General features: G+C 64.4%; 16 protein-coding genes. 1 reads left to right on the top strand and 15 read right to left on the bottom strand.

Annotation, left to right across the window (positions count from 1 at the left end):
• Positions 1 to 31: 31 nt before the first annotated feature.
• Complete coding sequence (locus Q8S60_RS04070; protein WP_305277642.1) at positions 32 to 1,342, top strand: NCS2 family permease; 1,311 nt, start codon at positions 32 to 34, stop codon at positions 1,340 to 1,342.
• Positions 1,343 to 1,818: 476 nt separating this feature from the next.
• Here Q8S60_RS04070 and Q8S60_RS04065 read toward each other — a convergent pair whose 3' ends face one another.
• The 15 genes from Q8S60_RS04065 to Q8S60_RS03995 all read right to left on the bottom strand — a co-directional run bounded on the left by Q8S60_RS04065 (position 1,819) and on the right by Q8S60_RS03995 (position 17,804).
• Positions 1,819 to 2,097, bottom strand: a complete 279-nt coding sequence (locus tag Q8S60_RS04065) for a DUF1467 family protein (protein WP_305277641.1) — start codon at positions 2,095 to 2,097, stop codon at positions 1,819 to 1,821.
• A gap of 31 nt (positions 2,098 to 2,128) precedes the next feature.
• A complete protein-coding gene (gene mce, locus Q8S60_RS04060; protein WP_305277640.1) occupies positions 2,129 to 2,533 on the bottom strand; it encodes a methylmalonyl-CoA epimerase in 405 nt (134 codons plus the stop codon).
• A gap of 81 nt (positions 2,534 to 2,614) precedes the next feature.
• Positions 2,615 to 4,318, bottom strand: a complete 1,704-nt coding sequence (locus Q8S60_RS04055) for a ribonuclease J (protein ID WP_305277639.1) — start codon at positions 4,316 to 4,318, stop codon at positions 2,615 to 2,617.
• A 9-nt stretch (positions 4,319 to 4,327) separates the two neighbouring features.
• The gene (locus Q8S60_RS04050; protein WP_305277638.1) at positions 4,328 to 5,086 is read right to left on the bottom strand and encodes a biotin--[acetyl-CoA-carboxylase] ligase; all 759 of its coding nucleotides are present in this window, start codon (positions 5,084 to 5,086) and stop codon (positions 4,328 to 4,330) included.
• A gap of 7 nt (positions 5,087 to 5,093) precedes the next feature.
• Complete coding sequence (nuoN, locus tag Q8S60_RS04045; RefSeq protein ID WP_305277637.1) at positions 5,094 to 6,545, bottom strand: NADH-quinone oxidoreductase subunit NuoN; 1,452 nt, start codon at positions 6,543 to 6,545, stop codon at positions 5,094 to 5,096.
• Positions 6,546 to 6,569: 24 nt separating this feature from the next.
• A complete protein-coding gene (locus Q8S60_RS04040) occupies positions 6,570 to 8,114 on the bottom strand; it encodes an NADH-quinone oxidoreductase subunit M (RefSeq protein WP_305277636.1) in 1,545 nt (514 codons plus the stop codon).
• Positions 8,114 to 10,045, bottom strand: a complete 1,932-nt coding sequence (gene nuoL / locus Q8S60_RS04035; protein WP_305277635.1) for an NADH-quinone oxidoreductase subunit L — start codon at positions 10,043 to 10,045, stop codon at positions 8,114 to 8,116. The genes Q8S60_RS04040 and nuoL overlap by 1 nt, the downstream gene beginning before the upstream one ends.
• 6 nt (positions 10,046 to 10,051) lie before the next feature.
• Positions 10,052 to 10,360 (bottom strand): NADH-quinone oxidoreductase subunit NuoK, encoded by a 309-nt coding sequence (nuoK, locus tag Q8S60_RS04030; protein WP_305277634.1) that lies wholly within the window; start codon positions 10,358 to 10,360, stop codon positions 10,052 to 10,054.
• Between the two features lie 102 nt (positions 10,361 to 10,462).
• Complete coding sequence (locus Q8S60_RS04025; RefSeq protein ID WP_305277633.1) at positions 10,463 to 11,077, bottom strand: NADH-quinone oxidoreductase subunit J; 615 nt, start codon at positions 11,075 to 11,077, stop codon at positions 10,463 to 10,465.
• A 29-nt stretch (positions 11,078 to 11,106) separates the two neighbouring features.
• Positions 11,107 to 11,598 carry an NADH-quinone oxidoreductase subunit NuoI gene (nuoI, locus tag Q8S60_RS04020; protein ID WP_305277632.1) on the bottom strand — a complete coding sequence of 164 codons (492 nt, stop codon included), beginning with the start codon at positions 11,596 to 11,598 and terminating at the stop codon, positions 11,107 to 11,109.
• Positions 11,599 to 11,638: 40 nt separating this feature from the next.
• Positions 11,639 to 12,652 (bottom strand): NADH-quinone oxidoreductase subunit NuoH, encoded by a 1,014-nt coding sequence (gene nuoH, locus Q8S60_RS04015; protein WP_305277631.1) that lies wholly within the window; start codon positions 12,650 to 12,652, stop codon positions 11,639 to 11,641.
• Between the two features lie 10 nt (positions 12,653 to 12,662).
• Positions 12,663 to 14,708, bottom strand: coding sequence for an NADH-quinone oxidoreductase subunit NuoG (nuoG, locus tag Q8S60_RS04010; RefSeq protein ID WP_305668382.1), 2,046 nt, complete (start codon positions 14,706 to 14,708; stop codon positions 12,663 to 12,665).
• 5 nt (positions 14,709 to 14,713) lie between these two features.
• Positions 14,714 to 16,003: an NADH-quinone oxidoreductase subunit NuoF gene (nuoF, locus tag Q8S60_RS04005; protein WP_305277628.1), complete on the bottom strand. Its 1,290-nt coding sequence runs from the start codon at positions 16,001 to 16,003 to the stop codon at positions 14,714 to 14,716.
• Positions 16,003 to 16,629, bottom strand: coding sequence for an NADH-quinone oxidoreductase subunit NuoE (gene nuoE / locus Q8S60_RS04000; RefSeq protein ID WP_305277627.1), 627 nt, complete (start codon positions 16,627 to 16,629; stop codon positions 16,003 to 16,005). Before nuoE ends, nuoF begins: the two co-directional genes overlap by 1 nt.
• Positions 16,626 to 17,804: an NADH-quinone oxidoreductase subunit D gene (locus Q8S60_RS03995; protein WP_305277625.1), complete on the bottom strand. Its 1,179-nt coding sequence runs from the start codon at positions 17,802 to 17,804 to the stop codon at positions 16,626 to 16,628. Before Q8S60_RS03995 ends, nuoE begins: the two co-directional genes overlap by 4 nt.

The following is a 17,804-nucleotide window of genomic DNA, read 5'->3' as shown; positions in this document are numbered from 1 at the left end:
CGACGAGGCAAATGAGGGCTGGGGAAGCAGAATGGCGAATGGGGGAAGCGGGGTTTTCGAGCGGGTGTTCCAGCTCGCGGCGAACGGCACGACGATCCGCACCGAGGTGCTGGCGGGGGCAACGACTTATCTCACGATGGCCTACATCGTCTTCGTGAACCCCGCGATCCTTGCGGCGGCGGGGATGGATTTCGGGGCGGTGTTCGTGGCGACCTGTCTCGCGGCGGCGGCCGGCTCCCTCATCATGGGGCTCTATGCGAACTATCCGGTGGCACTGGCGCCGGGGATGGGGCTCAACGCCTATTTCGCCTTCGTGGTGGTGCCGCTGTTCGGCGGCGACTGGCGGCTCGCGCTTGGCTGCGTCTTCGTTTCCGGTTTTCTCTTTCTGCTGCTGTCGCTGTCGCCGCTGCGCGAGCGGATGGTGAATTCGATTCCGCGCTCGCTCAAATACGGCATCGGCGCGGGCATCGGGTTTTTTCTCGCGCTGATCGGGCTGAAGAATGCGGGCATCGTGGCAGGCGACCCGGCGACGCTCGTTACGCTGGGCGATGTCGGCGATGCGGGCGCGCTGCTCGCCTGCGCGGGTTTCGTCGTTCTGGTGGCGCTGCAATTCAGGCGCGTGCCGGGCGCGATCATGCTGACGGTTCTGGGCGTGACGGTTGCCGCCGTCATTCTCGGACTGCAGGAATTCAAGGGCGTTGCCGCCGCGCCGCCTTCGCTCGCGCCGACATTCCTGCAGATGGATCTGGCGGGCGCATTCCAGGCGGGGTTCGTCACCATCATCTTCGTGTTCCTGCTGGTCGACCTGCTCGACACGACAGGCACGTTGGTCAGCGTGGCGCAACGCGCGGGGCTGGTGGATGCGGAGGGCAACATTCCGCGATTGCGGAAGGCGATGGTGGCGGATTCATCGGCGACCATCATCGGCGCTGCGCTCGGCACGTCGACGACGACGAGCTACATCGAAAGCGCGGCGGGCGTGAATGCCGGCGGACGCACGGGGCTGACGGCGGTCATCGTGGCGGCGCTTTTCGTGCTGAGCCTCGTCTTCGCGCCGCTCGCGGAGATGGTGCCAATTTACGCGACGGCGCCCGCGCTCGTCTTCATCGCCTGCCTGATGGCGCGCAGCATCGCCGATATCGATTGGGAAGATGTGAGCGAGACGGCACCGGCCATCGTGACGGCGCTGGCGATCCCCCTCACCTTTTCGATCGCGACGGGGATCGGGCTCGGGGTGATTTCCTATGCCGCGATCAAGCTGCTGGCGGGGCGGTGGCGGGACCTCAACATGGCGGTGATCGTCATCGCGGCCGCCTTCACTCTCAAGCTCGCGCTGCAATGAAACGCCGGCCGGACATTCATTCCTGTCAGGAAGTTGCTGCGGACATCCGTAATACTTGCAAAAATTTCACGAGAGGCAAAAAGGTGCGTGACAGGATGACGCAGCGTGGGTATAGTCCCTTCAACAAAAAGGGAAAAGCGTGATAGCGCGAGCCCAAGTTTAGGGAGGGAACGCTGACCTTGACCGTCCGAAAAGGATGGCGGGGGCGCGACCGAGGGAACACTACCGAGCAACTCCACGAAAGTGACCTTGCTATTTTTTGTGCTGCGCGCGGAAGGGGACGAAAGTGACCCTTGCTGCTTTTTGTGCCCTAAGCAGCGACCTCATTCGCATGGACTCAGAGCCCCCGCCCCGAAATTTGCGAGGGCAAATTTCGACCCTCCCTCCTTCTTGGCGGCTTGTCCGCCAAGGCGGACAAGTGTGGGAGGGTGGGAAGGCGTTTCGGTTTCTGGAAAGTCCGACTTCTTTGCTCGGGTTTAGTATTCGGCGCTGAAGTCGGGCATGAAGGGGATGCTGTCGAGGGGGATGGGCTGGTAGATCCAGATCCAGGCGACGAACGCCCAAGCGAAGGCGGCGATGACCGTGGTCACGGCGGCTTTTATCAGCAGGCCGTGGCGCGCGGGGGCGCCGGCATCCGTGCCGGGGATCGCTTCCTCGCCCGCCTCGGTGCGTGATTTGACGCCCCAGGGCAGGACCGCGAAGAGCACGATCCACCAGAGGATGAAGTAGATGGCGAGGCCTGCGGGCCATTCCATGAGCGTGTGTCCCCTCCCCGGCCTGCCGGGCTTATGCCTGTTCGAGCTCGACCAGCGTGCCGTAGAGGTCTTTCGGGTGGAGGAAGACGACCGGCTTGCCATGGGCGCCGATGCGCGGCTTGCCCGTGCCGGTAATGGTGACACCTTCCTCGTTCATCTTTTCGCAGGCGCTGTCGATATCCTCGACCTCGATGCAGATGTGGTGGATGCCACCCTTCGGGTTCTTGGCGAGGAAGCCGGCGATGGGCGAATTTTCGCCCAGGGGCTCAAGCAGCTCGATCTTGGTGTTGCCGAGATCGACGAAGACGGTGGTGACGCCGTGGTCCGGCTGAGGCACCGCTTCGGAGACCTTGGCGCTGAACTTCTTGCGGTACATCTCGCCCGCCGCGCGCACATCCGGCACGGCAATGGCGACGTGATTGAGGGGACCGAGCATCCGCTTGTTCCTTACCGTTGAATTCGAATGGCCCATGTTTAGGCCGGTTTCGCCATGCGGGCAAGGCGAGCCGGAGGCCGTTCAGATGCGGGTGACGACGACGGCGACCTGGGCTTTCTTGCCCCAGTAGCGGCGGAGGTCGCCGCGGACGGCGCGGCGCAGGAATTCCGCTACGGCATCGTCGTCGCCGCGGCGCTTTTTCGGCAGGCGGTCGAGGGCGTCGTCCACGGCGTCGAGCGCGCGGTCCTCGAAGGAGACGCCGTTGCCGTCTTCCTCGGGCAGGCCCATGAGGCGGACCTGCGGGTCGCCACGGACCTCGCCCTTGCCGTCGAGCACGATGCTGACGAAGACGGAGCCCGCGAAGGCGAGCTTGCGCCGCTCCTGCACGGCGCCTTCGTCGGATTCCGTCAGCACGTCGCCATCGAGATAGATGCGGCCCGAGGGCGCCTCGTCGATGATCTCGGCGGGGCCCGGCGCGAGGCGGACCATGAGGCCATTGCGGATCACGACCTGCTCCGGCACCTGCAATTCGCGGGCGAGCACGGCATGTTCCGCGAGGTGGCGGGCTTCGCCGTGAACGGGGACCGATATTTGCGGCCTGATCCATTGATACATGCGGGCGAGTTCGTCGCGGCAGGGGTGGCCCGAGACATGGACGAAGTGGTCCTTCTCGGTGACGACGCGGACGCCGCGCTCGGCCAGCAGGTTCTGCAGGTCGAAGATCGAGGTTTCGTTGCCTGGGATGATGCGGGACGAGAAGACGACGGTGTCGCCTCTTTCCAGCACGATGTGGGGATGGCCGTCCTCGGCGATGCGGGCAAGCGCGGCGCGGGGCTCGCCCTGCGAACCGGTGCAGATGAAGAGCACCTTTTCGCGCGGGAGGTAAGCCGCGTCATGCTCGCTGACGAAGGGGGCGAGGCCCGAGAGGTAGCCGCATTCGCGGGCGGCGGCGACGACGCGGTGCATGGAGCGGCCGACAAGCACCGCGTGCCGGTCGCAGGCTTCGGCGGCGCGGGCGATGCTTTCGAGGCGGGCGACATTGGAGGCGAAGGTGGTGACGGCCACCCTGCCCTCGCAGGATTTGATGAGGTCGATGAGGCTCGACGCGACGTCGGCTTCGGAGCCCGATGTGCCGGGCGAAAAGACGTTGGTCGAGTCGCAGACGATGGCACGGACGCCCTCGTCGCCGATCTCGGTGAGGCGGGCGATATCCATGTCGTCGCCGACGACGGGATCGGGGTCGATCTTCCAGTCGCCCGTGTGCATGACGAGGCCGAGCGGCGTGCGGATGGCGAGCGCGTTCGGCTCCAGGATCGAATGGGTGAGCGTGACAAGCTCGATGTCGAAGGGGCCGAGGGCGAAGCGGTGGCCGAGCGGGACGATGTGCATCGGCACCTGGCTCTCGATGCCGGCCTCGATCAGCTTGCCGCGCACCATGGCGGCGGTGAAGGGCGTCGCGTAGACGGGACAGCGCAGGCGCGGCCAGATATGCGCGACGGCGCCGATGTGATCCTCATGTGCGTGTGTGAGCACGATGCCGAGGAGGCTGTCCTTGTGCTCCACGATGAAGGAGGGGTCCGGCATGATGACGTCGACACCGGGCGTGCGGTCGTCGCCGAAGGTCACGCCGAGATCGACCAGGATCCATTCGCGGTGGCGCGCGGGACCGAAGCCGTAGAGGTTGAGGTTCATGCCGATTTCGCCGGAACCGCCGAGGGGCAGGAAAACCAGCTCGTCATCCGGGCGGGGGGCACGGGGGGCGGCAACGGATGTGGAGATACTCATATTTTGAACTTACCCCGCCGGGGCGCGAAAGAACACATCTCCCGCGGAGACAAGGCGCAGTTCGCCGCTGGGCATGCGCAGTTGCAGTGTGCCGTCGGGGGCGAGGCCCTCGAAAGTTCCATCGTAAGTGCCGTCCGAAAGGCGGACGGTGACGGGATCGCCGAGGCCCTGCGCGCGCTTCAGCCAGGCCTCGCGGATGGCGGCGAAGCCCTGCACGCCGCGCCATATTGTGAGCCAGCTATCGAACGAGCGTGAGAGCGCTTCAAGCGCCTCATCGGGCGTGACAGTGCCGGCACCCATGGCGGCGAGGGAGGTGGCCGGATATTCGAGGCCTTCGGGGTGATGCGCGAGGTTCACCCCCATGCCGATCGCGACCCAGGCGACCTCGGCACCGGCGACGCCGGAGGATTCGAGGAGGATGCCGGCGAGCTTCGCCTTGTCGTGAAGAAGGTCGTTCGGCCATTTGAGCTTGAGGCCGGGGCGGAGATGCGGCGGCAGAAGGCTTTCGACCGCATCATGCACGGCGACGGCGGCGACGAAGGAAAGCTCGCCCGCCTGGCGGGGCCCGCAATGCGGACGCAGGAAGAGCGTGCCCATGAAATTGCCGGTGGGAGAGACCCAGCTTCGTCCGCGACGGCCGCGGCCGGCGGTCTGCACCTCCGCGACGATCCAGAGCGGACCCGGCTCGCCCGCCTCGCCGAGACGGCGCGCTTCCTCGTTGGTGCTGTCGATCTCCGCGAAGCGGCGAACGGGAGGGAGCGCGGTCATGCCCGCATCAAGGCAGGAGAGCGCCGACGGCGGCCTGCGCACCGATAATGAGCGGCGCCGGATAGATGAAGAAGAAGAGCGTGAAGAAGCCCGAGATGCCGAGGATGGCGGTGAGCTCGCCCGGCATGGGCTGGACGAAGGCTTCGGCGGGCTCGTCGAAATACATGATCTTGACGATGCGCAGATAGTAGAAGGCGCCGACGACGCTCGACAGCACGCCGATGACGGCGAGCGGATAGAGCCCGGCCTGCACGGCGGCCATGAAGACATAGAACTTGCCGAAGAAGCCCGCGAGCGGCGGCACACCGGCAAGCGAGAACATCAGCATAGCCATGACGAAGGCGACCATGGGCTGGTTGCGCGAGAGGCCGGCGAGCTCGGAGATGCCCTCGACATAGCCTTCCTTCCGCTGCATCGCGAGGATGCAGCAGAAGACGCCGGCATTCATCACGACATAGATGACGAGATAGATGAGCACGCCGCGAACGCCCTCCGGCGTGCCGGCGGCGAGGCCGACCATGGCAAAGCCCATGTGCGAGATGGAGCTGTAGGCCATGAGGCGCTTGATGTTGGACTGGCCGATGGCGGCGAAGGCGCCGAGCAGCATCGAGGCGATGGCGATGAAGACGACGATCTGCTGCCACTCATTTTCCATCGAGGGGAAGGCGACGAAGAGCACGCGCAGGATGAGCGCCATGGCGGCGACCTTGGGCGCGCCGGCGAAGAAGGCGGTGACGGGCGTCGGGGCGCCTTCGTAGACGTCCGGCGTCCACATGTGGAAGGGCACGGCGGAAATCTTGAAGGCGAGGCCCGCGAGCACGAAGACGATGCCGAAGATGACGCCGATATTCGTGCCGTCCGACTGGAGGACGGCGGCGATGGAGGCGAACTGGACACTGCCGGTGAAGCCGTAGATGAGCGAGGCGCCGTAAAGCAGCATGCCCGAGGCGAGCGCGCCGAGGACGAAATATTTGAGGCCGGCTTCGGTCGCGCGCGTGTTGTCGCGGTGGAAGGCGGCGATGACGTAGAGCGAGAGGCTTTGAAGCTCGAGGCCCATGTAGAGCGAGATGAGGCCGTTGGCCGAGACCATCATGAACATGCCGAGCGTGGCGAGCACGATGAGGACCGGGAATTCGAAACGATCCATGCCTTCGCGGCGGATGAAGGTGAGCGACATGACCATGGCGGCGGCGGCGGCGAGCAGGATCAGCAGCTTCATGAACTTGGTGAAGCCGTCGACCACGAACATGCCGCCGAAGGTTTCGATGGAGGCATTCGGCTCGATGACGAGGAGCGCGGCGACGAGCGCGAACAGGGCCAGCGCGCCGTAAGCCGTTTCGTGGGCGTCGCAGCTCTTGCGGAAGACGCCGTACATCAGCAGCGCCATGGCGCCGACGGCCATGAGGATTTCCGGCAAGGCCGGCAAGAAATCCGGCACGGAGGTGATTGCGTTTTCCATGGTCTTCTGTCCTCGGCCTTCCGCCTAGTTTCCGCTCAGCAGGTTCGCGACCTGAGACATCATGCCCGGCCCCTCGGCGAGACGGTATGCCTCGACGGCGGCCGTGTAGTTCGTGACGAGATTTTCGACCGATACCGCCGTGACGTTCATGATCGGCGAGGGATAGACGCCGAAGAAGATCGTGGCGGCGAGCAACGGCGCGAGAGTGACGACCTCGCGGCGATTGAGGTCGAGGATGGATTTCAGCGTGTCCTTCTCCAGCGCGCCGAACACGACGCGGCGATAGAGATAGAGCGCGTAGCCGGCGGCGAGGATGACGCCGGTGGCGGCGATGGCCGCAACCCAAGTGTTGACCTTGAAGACGCCGAGGATCGTCAGGAATTCACCGACGAAGCCGCTGGTGCCCGGCAGGCCGACATTCGCCATGGTGAAGACCATGAAAGCGACCGCGTAGAGCGGCATCCGGTTGACGAGCCCGCCATAGGCCGCGATCTCGCGCGTGTGGATGCGGTCGTAGATGACGCCGACGCAGAGGAAGAGCGCGCCGGAAACCCAGCCGTGGGAGAGCATCTGGAAGATGCCGCCCTGCACGCCCTGCTGGTTGGCGGCGAAGATGCCCATCGTGACGAAGCCCATATGGGCGACGGACGAATAGGCGATGAGTTTCTTCATGTCCTCCTGCACCAGCGCGACGAGCGAGGTGTAGACGATGGCGATGACGCTGAGGCCGAAGACGAGCCAGGCGAGATCGGCGGAGGCGACCGGGAACATGGGCAGCGAGAAGCGGAGGAAGCCGTAGCCGCCCATCTTCAGCAGGATGCCCGCCAGGATGACGGAGCCTGCCGTCGGCGCTTCGACGTGAGCATCCGGCAACCAGGTGTGGACCGGCCACATCGGCATCTTCACCGCGAAGGAGGCGAAGAAGGCGAGCCAGAGCCAGAACTGCATGTCCGCCGGGAAATCGTGTTCCAGCAGGACGGGAATGCTGGTGGTGCCCGCGTCCCAGTACATCGCCATGATGGCGAGCAGCATCAGCACGGAGCCGACGAAGGTGTAGAGGAAGAACTTGAAGCTCGCATAGATGCGGCGCGCGCCGCCCCAGACGCCGATGATGAGGAACATCGGGATGAGGCCGCCTTCGAAGAAGAGATAGAAGAGCACCAGGTCCAGCGCGCAGAAGACGCCGATCATCAGCGTTTCGAGCACGAGGAAGGCGATCATGTATTCCTTCACGCGCGTATTGATGGACGTCCAGCTTGCCAGAATGCAGGCGGGCATCAGGAAGGTCGTCAGGATGACGAACAGCATGGAGATGCCGTCGACGCCCATGTGATAGTTGATAGCGCCGCCGAGCCATTCCCTCTGCTGGACGAACTGGAAATCCGCCGTGGTGTTGTCGAACTTCCACCAGATGTAGAGCGAGACAAGGAAGGTGGCGCCGGTGGTCCAGAGCGCGACGTAGCGCGCGTTGCGGGCGACGGTCGCCTCGTCGCCGCGCGTGGCGAGAATGACCAGCGCGCCGACCAGCGGCAGGAAGGTGATGAGCGAAAGAATATTGCCGTCGGTCATCAGTGCGTTCCCCCGACCATGAACCAGGTCACCAGGCCCGCGACGCCGAGCAGCATGGCGAAGGCATAGTGGTAGAGATAGCCGCTCTGGAGACGGACGACGCCGCGCGTGACGTCGAGCACGCGAGCGGAGATGCCGTCGGGCCCGAGGCCGTCGATGATGCGGCCGTCGCCCTGCTTCCAGAAGACGCGCCCGAGCCAGAAGGCCGGACGGACGAAGAGGAAGTCGTAAATCTCGTCGAAGTACCACTTGTTGAGGAGGAACTTGTAGAGCGACTCATGCGTGCGGGCGAGCTGCCGGGGCATGTCCGGCCGCGCGATATAGAAGAGCCATGCGGTGGCGAAGCCGACGATCATCATGAGCGTCGGAACGAACGGCACCCAATCCGGCACTTCGTGCATGGCGTGGAGAATGTGGTTCTCCGCGCCGCGATAGATCGCCTCGAGCCAGAACGCCTCGTAGGCGTGGCCGATGAAGAGCGGGGCGAAGACCGCGCCCGCACCGAGCGCGCCGACGGCGAGCACGACGAGCGGCACCAGCATGACGAGCGGCGACTCGTGGACGTGGCTCAGCGTCTCGTTGGAGGCGCGGCTTTCGCCATGGAACGTCATGAAGATCAGGCGCCATGAATAGAACGAGGTGAGGAGCGCGGCGGCGACCGTCAGCGTGAAGGCATACATATGCGCGGCGTTGTGGCCGGCATAGGCGGCTTCGATGACGGCGTCCTTGGAGTAGTAGCCCGCCGTGAAGGGGAAGCCCGTCAGCGCCAGCGTGCCGATCACCATCATGATCCAGGTGACGGGGATGAGCTTGAAGAGGCCGCCCATCTTGCGCATGTCCTGCTCGTCGCTCATGGCATGAATGACCGAGCCCGAGCCGAGGAACAAGAGCGCCTTGAAGAAGGCGTGCGTGAAAAGGTGGAACATCGCGACTTCATAGGCGCCGACGCCCAGGGCCACGAACATGTAGCCGAGCTGCGAACAGGTCGAATAGGCGATGACGCGCTTGATGTCGTTCTGGACGAGGCCGACCGTCGCGGCGAAGAAGGCGGTGGTCGCGCCGATCACCGTGACGAAGGTGAGCGCCGTCTGCGAGAACTCGAAAATGGGCGACAGGCGCGCGACGAGGAAGACGCCGGCGGTGACCATGGTGGCGGCATGGATCAAGGCGGAAACGGGCGTCGGGCCTTCCATCGCATCCGGCAGCCAGGTGTGCAGCAGGAACTGCGCCGACTTGCCCATGGCGCCCATGAAGAGCAACAGGCAGGCGGTAGTGACCACGGGCACGTCGTAGCCGAGGAAGGGGAAGGTCTTGTCCGCGATTTCCGGGATGGCCTTGAAGACGGTGTCGTAGTCGACGGAACCGATGGTGAAGAAGAGCGTGGCGATGCCGAGGATGAGGCCGAAGTCGCCGACGCGGTTCACCACGAAGGCCTTGATGGCAGCGGCATTGGCGCTCGGCTTCTTGTACCAGAAGCCGATGAGCAGGTAGGAGGCGAGGCCCACGCCTTCCCAGCCGAAGAAGAGCTGGATGAAGTTATCCGCCGTCACCAGCATGAGCATGGCGAAGGTGAAGAGCGAGAGATAGGCGAAGAAGCGCGGCTGGTGCGGATCGTGGCTCATGTAGCCGATCGAATAGATGTGCACGAGCGCGGAAACGGACGTGACGACGACCAGCATGACGGCGGTCAGCGTGTCGATGCGGAGGCGCCAGTCGGCCTCGAAGTCGCCGGAGTCGATCCAGGTCATGACCTGGACGCGGTCCGTCTCGCCGCCGAGGCCGACCGAAACGAGGGCGACGACGGAGAGGAGCGCGGAGACGACGAGCAGGCTCGAGGTTACGATCTGCGCGCCGCGAGACCCGAGCCAGCGGCCGAAGACACCCGCGATGAGAAACCCCAGAAGCGGCAGGAAGACGATTGCCGAGTACATTCCCCCTTACCCCTTCATCATATTGATGTCCTCAACCGCGATGGAGCCGCGGTTGCGGAAATAGACGACAAGAATGGCGAGGCCGATGGCCGCTTCGCCGGCGGCGACGGTGAGGACGAAGAGCGCGAAGACCTGCCCCGCCAGATCGCCCAGATAAGCCGAGAAGGCGACGAGGTTTATGTTCACCGCAAGCAGCATCAGTTCGATCGACATCAGGATGACGATCACGTTCTTCCTGTTGAGGAAGATGCCGAAGATGCCCAGCGTGAACAGGATCGCCGCCACCGTAAGATAGTGTTCGAGGCCGATTGCCATCATTTTCTCCTGCCCTCGCGCGCCGAGGCGCCGGGGCCAGTCCCCTCATATTTACCGGGCGCGCCGTCTTCAGTTCAGATGCCCGGCGGCGCGTCCGCCGATTTAAAGTCCCTGCCCCGGCTCGACCTTCTTCAGCTCAACGCCCGTCTCGCGCGTGCGCGCGACCTGATGGGCGATGACCTGCCGTTTCACATTCGGCTTGTGGCGCAGCGTGAGCACGATGGCGCCGATCATCGCGACCAGCAGAATGAGACCGGCTGCCTGGAAGAGATAGACATATTGCGTGTAGACGACCTGGCCGAGCGCGCGCGTGTTGTCGACGGCCGTTATGGCGGGCGTGGGCGAGGCTGCGACGCCTGCCGCCTCCGGCGCGATGACCCAGCTGCCGAGCACGAGCAGCAGCTCGATCAACAGGATGATGCCGACCAACGCGCCGACGGGCAGGTATTGCAGGAAGCCTTCGCGCAGCTCGAGGAAATCCACGTCGAGCATCATGACGACGAAGAGGAACAGCACCGCGACCGCGCCGACATAGACGATGACGAGGATCAGCGCGAGGAACTCCGCGCCGAGCAGCACGAAGAGCGCCGCCGCATTGAAGAATGCGAGGATGAGAAAGAGCACCGAGTGAACGGGATTGCGCGCGGAAATCACCATGAAACCCGCGGCGACTGTGATCGCCGCGAAGAGGTAAAACGCGATGGCGGTGCCAATCATCTATCTGGACCCTTCGTCCCTCGGAAGCGTTATCGGTAAGGCGCGTCGAGCGCGATGTTCTTCGCGATCTCGCGTTCCCAGCGGTCGCCGTTGGCGAGCAGCCGGTTCTTGTCGTACATCAGTTCCTCGCGCGTCTCCGTCGCGAATTCGAAATTCGGACCTTCGACGATCGCATCCACGGGGCAGGCCTCCTGGCAGAGACCGCAATAGATGCATTTCGTCATGTCGATGTCATAGCGCGTGGTGCGGCGGGTGCCGTCGTTGCGGCGCGGGCCGGCCTCGATGGTGATGGCGAGCGCGGGGCAGATGGCCTCGCAGAGCTTGCAGGCGATGCACCGCTCCTCGCCATTCGGATAACGGCGCAGCGCATGTTCGCCACGGAAGCGCGGCGAGAGCGGGCCTTTCTCGAAGGGGTAGTTCAGCGTCACCTTGGGCTTGAAGAAATAGCGCATGGCGAGCACGAAGCTCGACACGAATTCGGCGAGGAAGAGCGACCGCGCCGACTGATCCAGCCAGGCCATTATTCAGTCCTTTCCCGTATTGCGATCATGATCCCGGCCCTCAATGCTGCGGCACGATGTCGAAGCCGACCAGCACGCCCGCCGTGAGCACGACCCAGAAGAGCGAGATCGGCAGGAAGACCTTCCAGCCAAGACGCATCAACTGGTCGTAGCGGTAGCGCGGCACGAAAGCCTTGACCATCGCGAACATGAAGAAGACGAGGAAAACCTTCAGCAGGAACCAGATCACGCCCGGCACCATGTTGAAGGGTGCGATATCGATGGGCGGCAGCCAACCGCCGAGGAAGAGGATCGTCGTCATGGCGCACATGAGCAGGATGCTCACATACTCGCCCAGCATGAACATCATGTAGGCGGTGGACGAATATTCCACCATGAAGCCGGCGACGAGCTCCGACTCCGCTTCCGCCAGATCGAAGGGCGGGCGGTTGGTTTCAGCCAGCGCCGAGATGAAGAAGATCACGAACATCGGCAGATGCGGGATGAAGTACCAGACGGTGCGCTGCGCCTCGACGATGGCCGAGAGATTGAGCGAGCCCGCCGTCATGAGTACGCAGACGATGACGAAGCCGATGGAGACTTCGTAGGAGACCATCTGCGCGGCGGCGCGAAGGGCGGAGAGGAACGGGTATTTGGAGTTAGACGCCCAGCCCGCCATGATGACGCCGTAGACGCCGAGCGACGAGATGGCGAAGATGTAAAGGATGCCGACGTTGATGTCGGCGATCACCATGCGCGCATCGAGCGGGATCACCGCCCAGCCGGAGAGCGCGAGGGTGACGGTCACCAGCGGCGCGAGCAGGAAGATGCCCTTGTTGGCGCCGGCCGGGATGACGATTTCCTTGAAGACGAATTTCAGCAGGTCCGCGAAGGATTGCAGCAGGCCGAAGGCGCCGACGACGTTGGGCCCGCGGCGCAACTGCACTGCCGCCCAGATCTTGCGGTCCGCCAGCAGCACATAGGCGGTGACGAGCAGCAGCGCGACGATGAGCGCAAGCGACTGCGCGACGATGATCGCCAGTGGAATTCCGTATCCGACGAGAAAGTCCGTCATTGCCCCGCCCTCACTCTGCCGCCCGGATGCGCGTTGCCGCCGCGCGACCGGCCGAACACTCGGCCATGACGGCGCTTGCCCGCGCGATCGGGTTGGTCAGGTAGAAATCCTTCACCGGCGTTTCGAATGGCGCGGCATCGAGCTCGCCGGCCTTGAGGTCCGGCATGTCCGCGGCGGGGACGAGGATGTCCAGCAGCGCGAAATGCGGCGCCTCGGCCTCGATCGCGGTACGAATGGCGGCGAGGTCGTTGTAGGGAAGCGTCTTGCCGAGGACGGCGGAAAGGGCGCGCAGGATCGCCCAGTCCTCGCGGGCGGCACCCGGCGGGAAGACGGCACGGTTGCCCGCCTGCACACGGCCTTCGGTGTTGACCCAGAGAGCGTTCTTTTCGGTGTAGGCGGCGCCCGGCAGGATGACGTCGGCGCGGTGCGCGCCAGCGTCGCCATGCGTGCCCTGATAGATGACGAAGGCGGAGCCGAGGCGCGACATGTCGATTTCGTCGGCGCCGAGGAGATGCACGATTTCGATTTCGCCTTTCGAGGCGCCGTCGAGAATGCCGGCAACGTCGCGGCCGCCCTCGCCCGGCACGAGGCCGAGATCGAGACCGGCGACGCGGGAGGCGGCGGTGTGGAGGACGTTGAAGCCGTTCCAGCCTTCGCGGATGGCGCCGACCGACTTCGCCAGCGAAAGGGCGGCAGCGAGAACCGCCGCGCCGTCCGCGCGGGCGAGCGCGCCCTGGCCGACAACGATCATCGGGTTGGCGGCATTCTTCAGCACGTCGCCGAAGGAGCCGAGGTCCTTCAGCGATTGCGGGCCGGCGCCGAGATAGTCGTAATCATAGGTGAGGTCGTGACGCGGACCGACGACGCCGACCTTCAGGCCGCCCATGCGAGACCGCTTGAGGATGCGCGCGTTGACGATGGCCGCTTCCTTGCGGGGGTCGGTGCCGATGAGCAGGATCGCGTCCGCTTCCTCGATACCAGCGATGGTCGTGTTGAAGAGATAGGCGCCACGGTTCGAGGCATCGAGTTTCGCGCCGTCCTGGCGGCAATCGATGTTGGGCGAGCCGAGGGCCGTATAGAGGTCCTTCAGGGCCTTCATGGATTCGGCGCAGGCAAGGTCGCCGGCGATGGCGGCGACGCGGGAGCCATCTACACCCTTCAGGCGCGCGGCGATGGCGGCGAAGGCTTCGTCCCAGCTTGCGGCGCGGAGGCGGCCGTTCTCGCGCACATAGGGCGTATCGAGACGCTGCGTCTTCAGACCATCCCAGACGAAGCGTGTCTTGTCGGAAATCCACTCCTCGTTCACGTCGTCATTGTTGCGCGGGAGAATGCGCATGACTTCGGGGCCGCGCGCGTCGACGCGGATGTTGGAGCCGACGGCATCCATGACGTCGATCGATTCCGTCTTGCGGAGCTCCCAGGGGCGCGCCGTATAGGCGAAGGGGCGGAAGGTGAGCGCACCGACGGGGCAGAGATCGACCACGTTGGCGGAGAGTTCGGATGTCAGCGCGTGTTCGAGATAGGTGGTGATTTCCATATCCTCGCCGCGGCCGATGGCGCCGAGTTCGGGCACGCCGGCGACTTCGGTCGAGAAGCGGATGCAGCGCGTGCAGTGGATGCAGCGCGTCATCACCGTCTTCACGAGCGGGCCCATGTATTTTTCCTCGACCGCGCGCTTGTTCTCGTGGAAGCGCGAACCGTCGACGCCGTAGGCCATCGACTGGTCCTGCAGGTCGCACTCGCCGCCCTGATCGCAGATCGGGCAATCGAGCGGGTGGTTGATGAGGAGGAATTCCATCACGCCTTCGCGGGCGCGCTTGACCTGTTCGGTCTTGGTGCGGACGACCATGCCTTCGGCGACCGGCATGGCGCAGGAGGCGATCGGCTTCGGCGATTTCTCGACCTCGACAAGGCACATGCGGCAATTGCCCGCGATGGAGAGGCGCTCGTGGTAGCAGAAGCGCGGAATCTCGGCGCCGGCTTCCTCGCATGCCTGCAGCACGGTGGCGCCGTTCTCGACTTCTACTTCGATGCCGTCGACTGTCAGTTTCGGCATTGCCCCTACTCCGCCGCTGCCTGAGCGATGCCGCGTTTGGACGCGATGCGCTCTTCGATCGTGCCCCGGAAATGGCGGATGAGACCCTGAACAGGCCAAGCCGCCGCATCGCCGAGGGCGCAGATGGTGTGCCCTTCGACGCGCTTCGTCACGTCGAGCAGCATATCGATTTCCTGAACTTCCGCGTCGCCCGCAACGAGGCGTTCCATGACGCGCCACATCCAGCCCGTGCCTTCGCGGCAGGGCGTGCACTGGCCGCAGCTTTCATGCTTGTAGAAGGCGGAAAGCCGCGCGATCGCCTTGATGACGTCGGTCGACTTGTCCATGACGATGACGGCCGCCGTGCCGAGACCGGACTGCACGTTCTTCAGCGAGTCGAAGTCCATCAGCACATCGTCGCAAACGGATTTCGGCAGGAGCGGCACCGACGCACCGCCCGGAATGACGGCGAGGAGATTGTCCCAGCCGCCGCGCACACCGCCCGCATGTTTCTCGATCAGCTCCCGGAGCGGGATGCCCATTTCCTCTTCGACATTGCACTGACGGTTCACATGACCGGAGATGCAGAAGAGTTTCGTGCCGGTGTTGTTCGGACGACCGAGGCCTGCGAACCAGGTCGCGCCACGGCGGAGGATGGTCGGCGCAACCGCGATCGACTCGACGTTGTTGACGGTGGTCGGGGCGCCATAGAGACCGACATTCGCCGGGAACGGCGGCTTCAGGCGCGGCATGCCCTTCTTGCCTTCGAGGCTTTCGAGGAGGGCCGTCTCCTCGCCGCAAATATAAGCACCGGCGCCGTGATGGACGTAGAGGTCGAAGTCCCAGCCGGAACCGGCGGCGTTCTTGCCGATAAGGCCGGCTTCATAGGCTTCGTCGACGGCGGCCTGCAACTGCTCGCGCTCGCGGATGAATTCGCCGCGCACATAGATGTAGCAGGCGTGCGCGCCCATCGCGAAGCTGGCGATGAGGCAGCCTTCGATGAGCTTCTGCGGATCGTGGCGGAGAATGTCGCGGTCCTTGCAGGTACCGGGCTCGGACTCGTCGGCGTTGACCACGAGATAATGCGGGCGGCCGTCCGACTCCTTCGGCATGAAGGACCATTTCAAGCCGGTCGGGAAACCGGCGCCGCCGCGCCCGCGCAGGCCCGACTTCTTCATCTCGTCGAGAATCCAGTCGCGTCCCTTCGCGATGATGTCCGCCGTGCCGTCCCAATCGCCACGGCCGCGCGCCGCCTGCAGGCGCCAGTCCTGGAGCCCGTAGAGATTGGTGAAAATGCGGTCTTTGTCTTCAAGCATCAGTTGCCCCCGCCCGTCCCGGTTTCCTGGCCCACGTTTGTGAGGCTGGTGAGCCCGCCCGCGGGCTCGGACGCGTGACGTTCGTTTTGCGGTCCCGGTTTCACTTCCTTGCCGGAACGGAGATCGGCGAGGACGCGCTCGAACGACGCCGCGTCGAGGTCCTCGAAAAAGTCGGCATTGATCTGCACCATCGGCGCGTTGACGCAGGCGCCGAGACATTCAACTTCGAGCCAGGAGAACTTGCCGTCCGCGCTGACCGTGCCTTCGGGGCCGATATGCTTGCGGCAGACTTCCTTCAGTTCGTCGGCGCCACGGAGCCAGCACGGCGTGGTGCCGCAAAGCTGCACGTAATGTTCGCCGACCGGCGAGAGGTTGAACATGGTGTAGAAGGTCGCGACCTCGATGGCGCGGATATATTCCATGCCGAGCATGTCCGCGACATAGCGGATCGCCGGCTCGGGCAGCCAGCCGTCATGCTGCTCCTGCGCGCGCCACAAAAGCGGAATGACCGCGGAGGCCTGTTTGCCTTCCGGATATTTCGCAATCTGCTGCTTCGCCCACTCGACGTTCTCCGCCGTGAAGGCGAAGCTCGCGGGTTGATTGGGATCCAGTCGCCGTACGCTCACCGGTCCACCTCTCCGAAAACGATATCGATAGAACCGAGAATGGCCGACACGTCCGCCAGCATGTGCCCCTTGCAGAGATGGTCCATGGCCTGGAGATGCGCGTAACCCGGCGCGCGGATCTTGCACTTGTAGGGTTTGTTGCCGCCATCGGAGACGAGGTAGACGCCGAACTCGCCCTTGGGCGCCTCGACGGCCGCGTAAACCTCTCCGGCGGGCACGTGGTAGCCCTCGGTATAAAGCTTGAAGTGATGGATGAGCGCTTCCATCGAGCGCTTCATCTCGGCCCGCGAGGGCGGCACGATCTTGCCGTCCGTCACATGCACCGGGCCGCCGGGCATCATTTCGATGCATTGCTTCATGATGCGCAGCGATTGACGCATCTCTTCCATGCGGCAGAGATAGCGATCGTAGCAGTCGCCGTTCTTGCCCACGGGAATGTCGAAATCGAGCTCGGAATAAACTTCGTAGGGCTGCGCACGGCGCAGGTCCCATGCCATGCCGGAGCCGCGCACCATGACGCCGGAGAAGCCCCATTCGAGTGCTTCTTCCTGCGAGACGATGCCGATGTCGACGTTGCGCTGCTTGAAGATGCGGTTGTCGGTGATGAGACCTTCGAGATCGTCCAGTACCTGCGAGCAGGGATCGCAGAAATTGTAGATGTCTTCCAGCAGCTGCGGCGGCAGGTCGCGATGGACGCCGCCGGTGCGGAAATAGTTGGCGTGCATGCGGGCGCCGGATGCGCGCTCATAGAAGATCATCAGCTTTTCGCGTTCCTCGAAGCCCCAGAGCGGCGGCGTGAGGGCGCCGACGTCCATCGCCTGCGTCGTGACGTTGAGCAGATGCGCGAGGATGCGGCCGATCTCGGAATAGAGGACGCGGATGAACTGGCCGCGGCGCGGCACTTCGAGGCCGAGCAGCTTTTCGGCGGCGAGCACGAAGGCGTGCTCCTGGTTCATCGGCGCAACGTAGTCGAGGCGGTCGAAATAGGGGGTCGCCTGAAGGTAGGTCTTGTACTCGATCAGCTTTTCCGTGCCGCGATGAAGCAGGCCGATATGCGGATCGACGCGCTCGACGACTTCACCGTCAAGTTCAAGAACGAGGCGCAGCACGCCATGAGCGGCGGGATGCTGCGGGCCGAAGTTGAGGTGATAGTTGCGGAGTTCCTGCTCGGCCAT

Origin of the sequence: Parvibaculum sp., assembly GCF_030694575.1 — a bacterium.
In the GTDB taxonomy this organism is placed as follows: Bacteria; Pseudomonadota; Alphaproteobacteria; order Parvibaculales; family Parvibaculaceae; genus Parvibaculum.
This window is presented reverse-complemented; position numbering and strand designations above follow the sequence as displayed.

Excerpts from the sequence above, each read along its gene's own strand:
- nuoF (WP_305277628.1), bottom strand. The coding sequence starts at position 16,003 with ATGCTTGAAGACAAAGACCGCATTTTCACCAATCTCTACGGGCTCCAG.
- nuoN (WP_305277637.1), bottom strand. The coding sequence starts at position 6,545 with ATGGAAAACGCAATCACCTCCGTGCCGGATTTCTTGCCGGCCTTGCCG.
- Q8S60_RS04065 (WP_305277641.1), bottom strand. The coding sequence starts at position 2,097 with ATGGAATGGCCCGCAGGCCTCGCCATCTACTTCATCCTCTGGTGGATC.
- nuoH (WP_305277631.1), bottom strand. The coding sequence starts at position 12,652 with ATGACGGACTTTCTCGTCGGATACGGAATTCCACTGGCGATCATCGTC.
- nuoK (WP_305277634.1), bottom strand. The coding sequence starts at position 10,360 with ATGGCAATCGGCCTCGAACACTATCTTACGGTGGCGGCGATCCTGTTC.
- nuoI (WP_305277632.1), bottom strand. The coding sequence starts at position 11,598 with ATGGCCTGGCTGGATCAGTCGGCGCGGTCGCTCTTCCTCGCCGAATTC.
- Q8S60_RS04055 (WP_305277639.1), bottom strand. The coding sequence starts at position 4,318 with ATGAGTATCTCCACATCCGTTGCCGCCCCCCGTGCCCCCCGCCCGGAT.
- Q8S60_RS04050 (WP_305277638.1), bottom strand. The coding sequence starts at position 5,086 with ATGACCGCGCTCCCTCCCGTTCGCCGCTTCGCGGAGATCGACAGCACC.
- Q8S60_RS03995 (WP_305277625.1), bottom strand. The coding sequence starts at position 17,804 with ATGGCCGAGCAGGAACTCCGCAACTATCACCTCAACTTCGGCCCGCAG.
- nuoG (WP_305668382.1), bottom strand. The coding sequence starts at position 14,708 with ATGCCGAAACTGACAGTCGACGGCATCGAAGTAGAAGTCGAGAACGGC.
- nuoL (WP_305277635.1), bottom strand. The coding sequence starts at position 10,045 with ATGTACTCGGCAATCGTCTTCCTGCCGCTTCTGGGGTTTCTCATCGCG.
- Q8S60_RS04070 (WP_305277642.1), top strand. The coding sequence starts at position 32 with ATGGCGAATGGGGGAAGCGGGGTTTTCGAGCGGGTGTTCCAGCTCGCG.
- mce (WP_305277640.1), bottom strand. The coding sequence starts at position 2,533 with ATGCTCGGTCCCCTCAATCACGTCGCCATTGCCGTGCCGGATGTGCGC.
- Q8S60_RS04040 (WP_305277636.1), bottom strand. The coding sequence starts at position 8,114 with ATGACCGACGGCAATATTCTTTCGCTCATCACCTTCCTGCCGCTGGTC.
- Q8S60_RS04025 (WP_305277633.1), bottom strand. The coding sequence starts at position 11,077 with ATGATTGGCACCGCCATCGCGTTTTACCTCTTCGCGGCGATCACAGTC.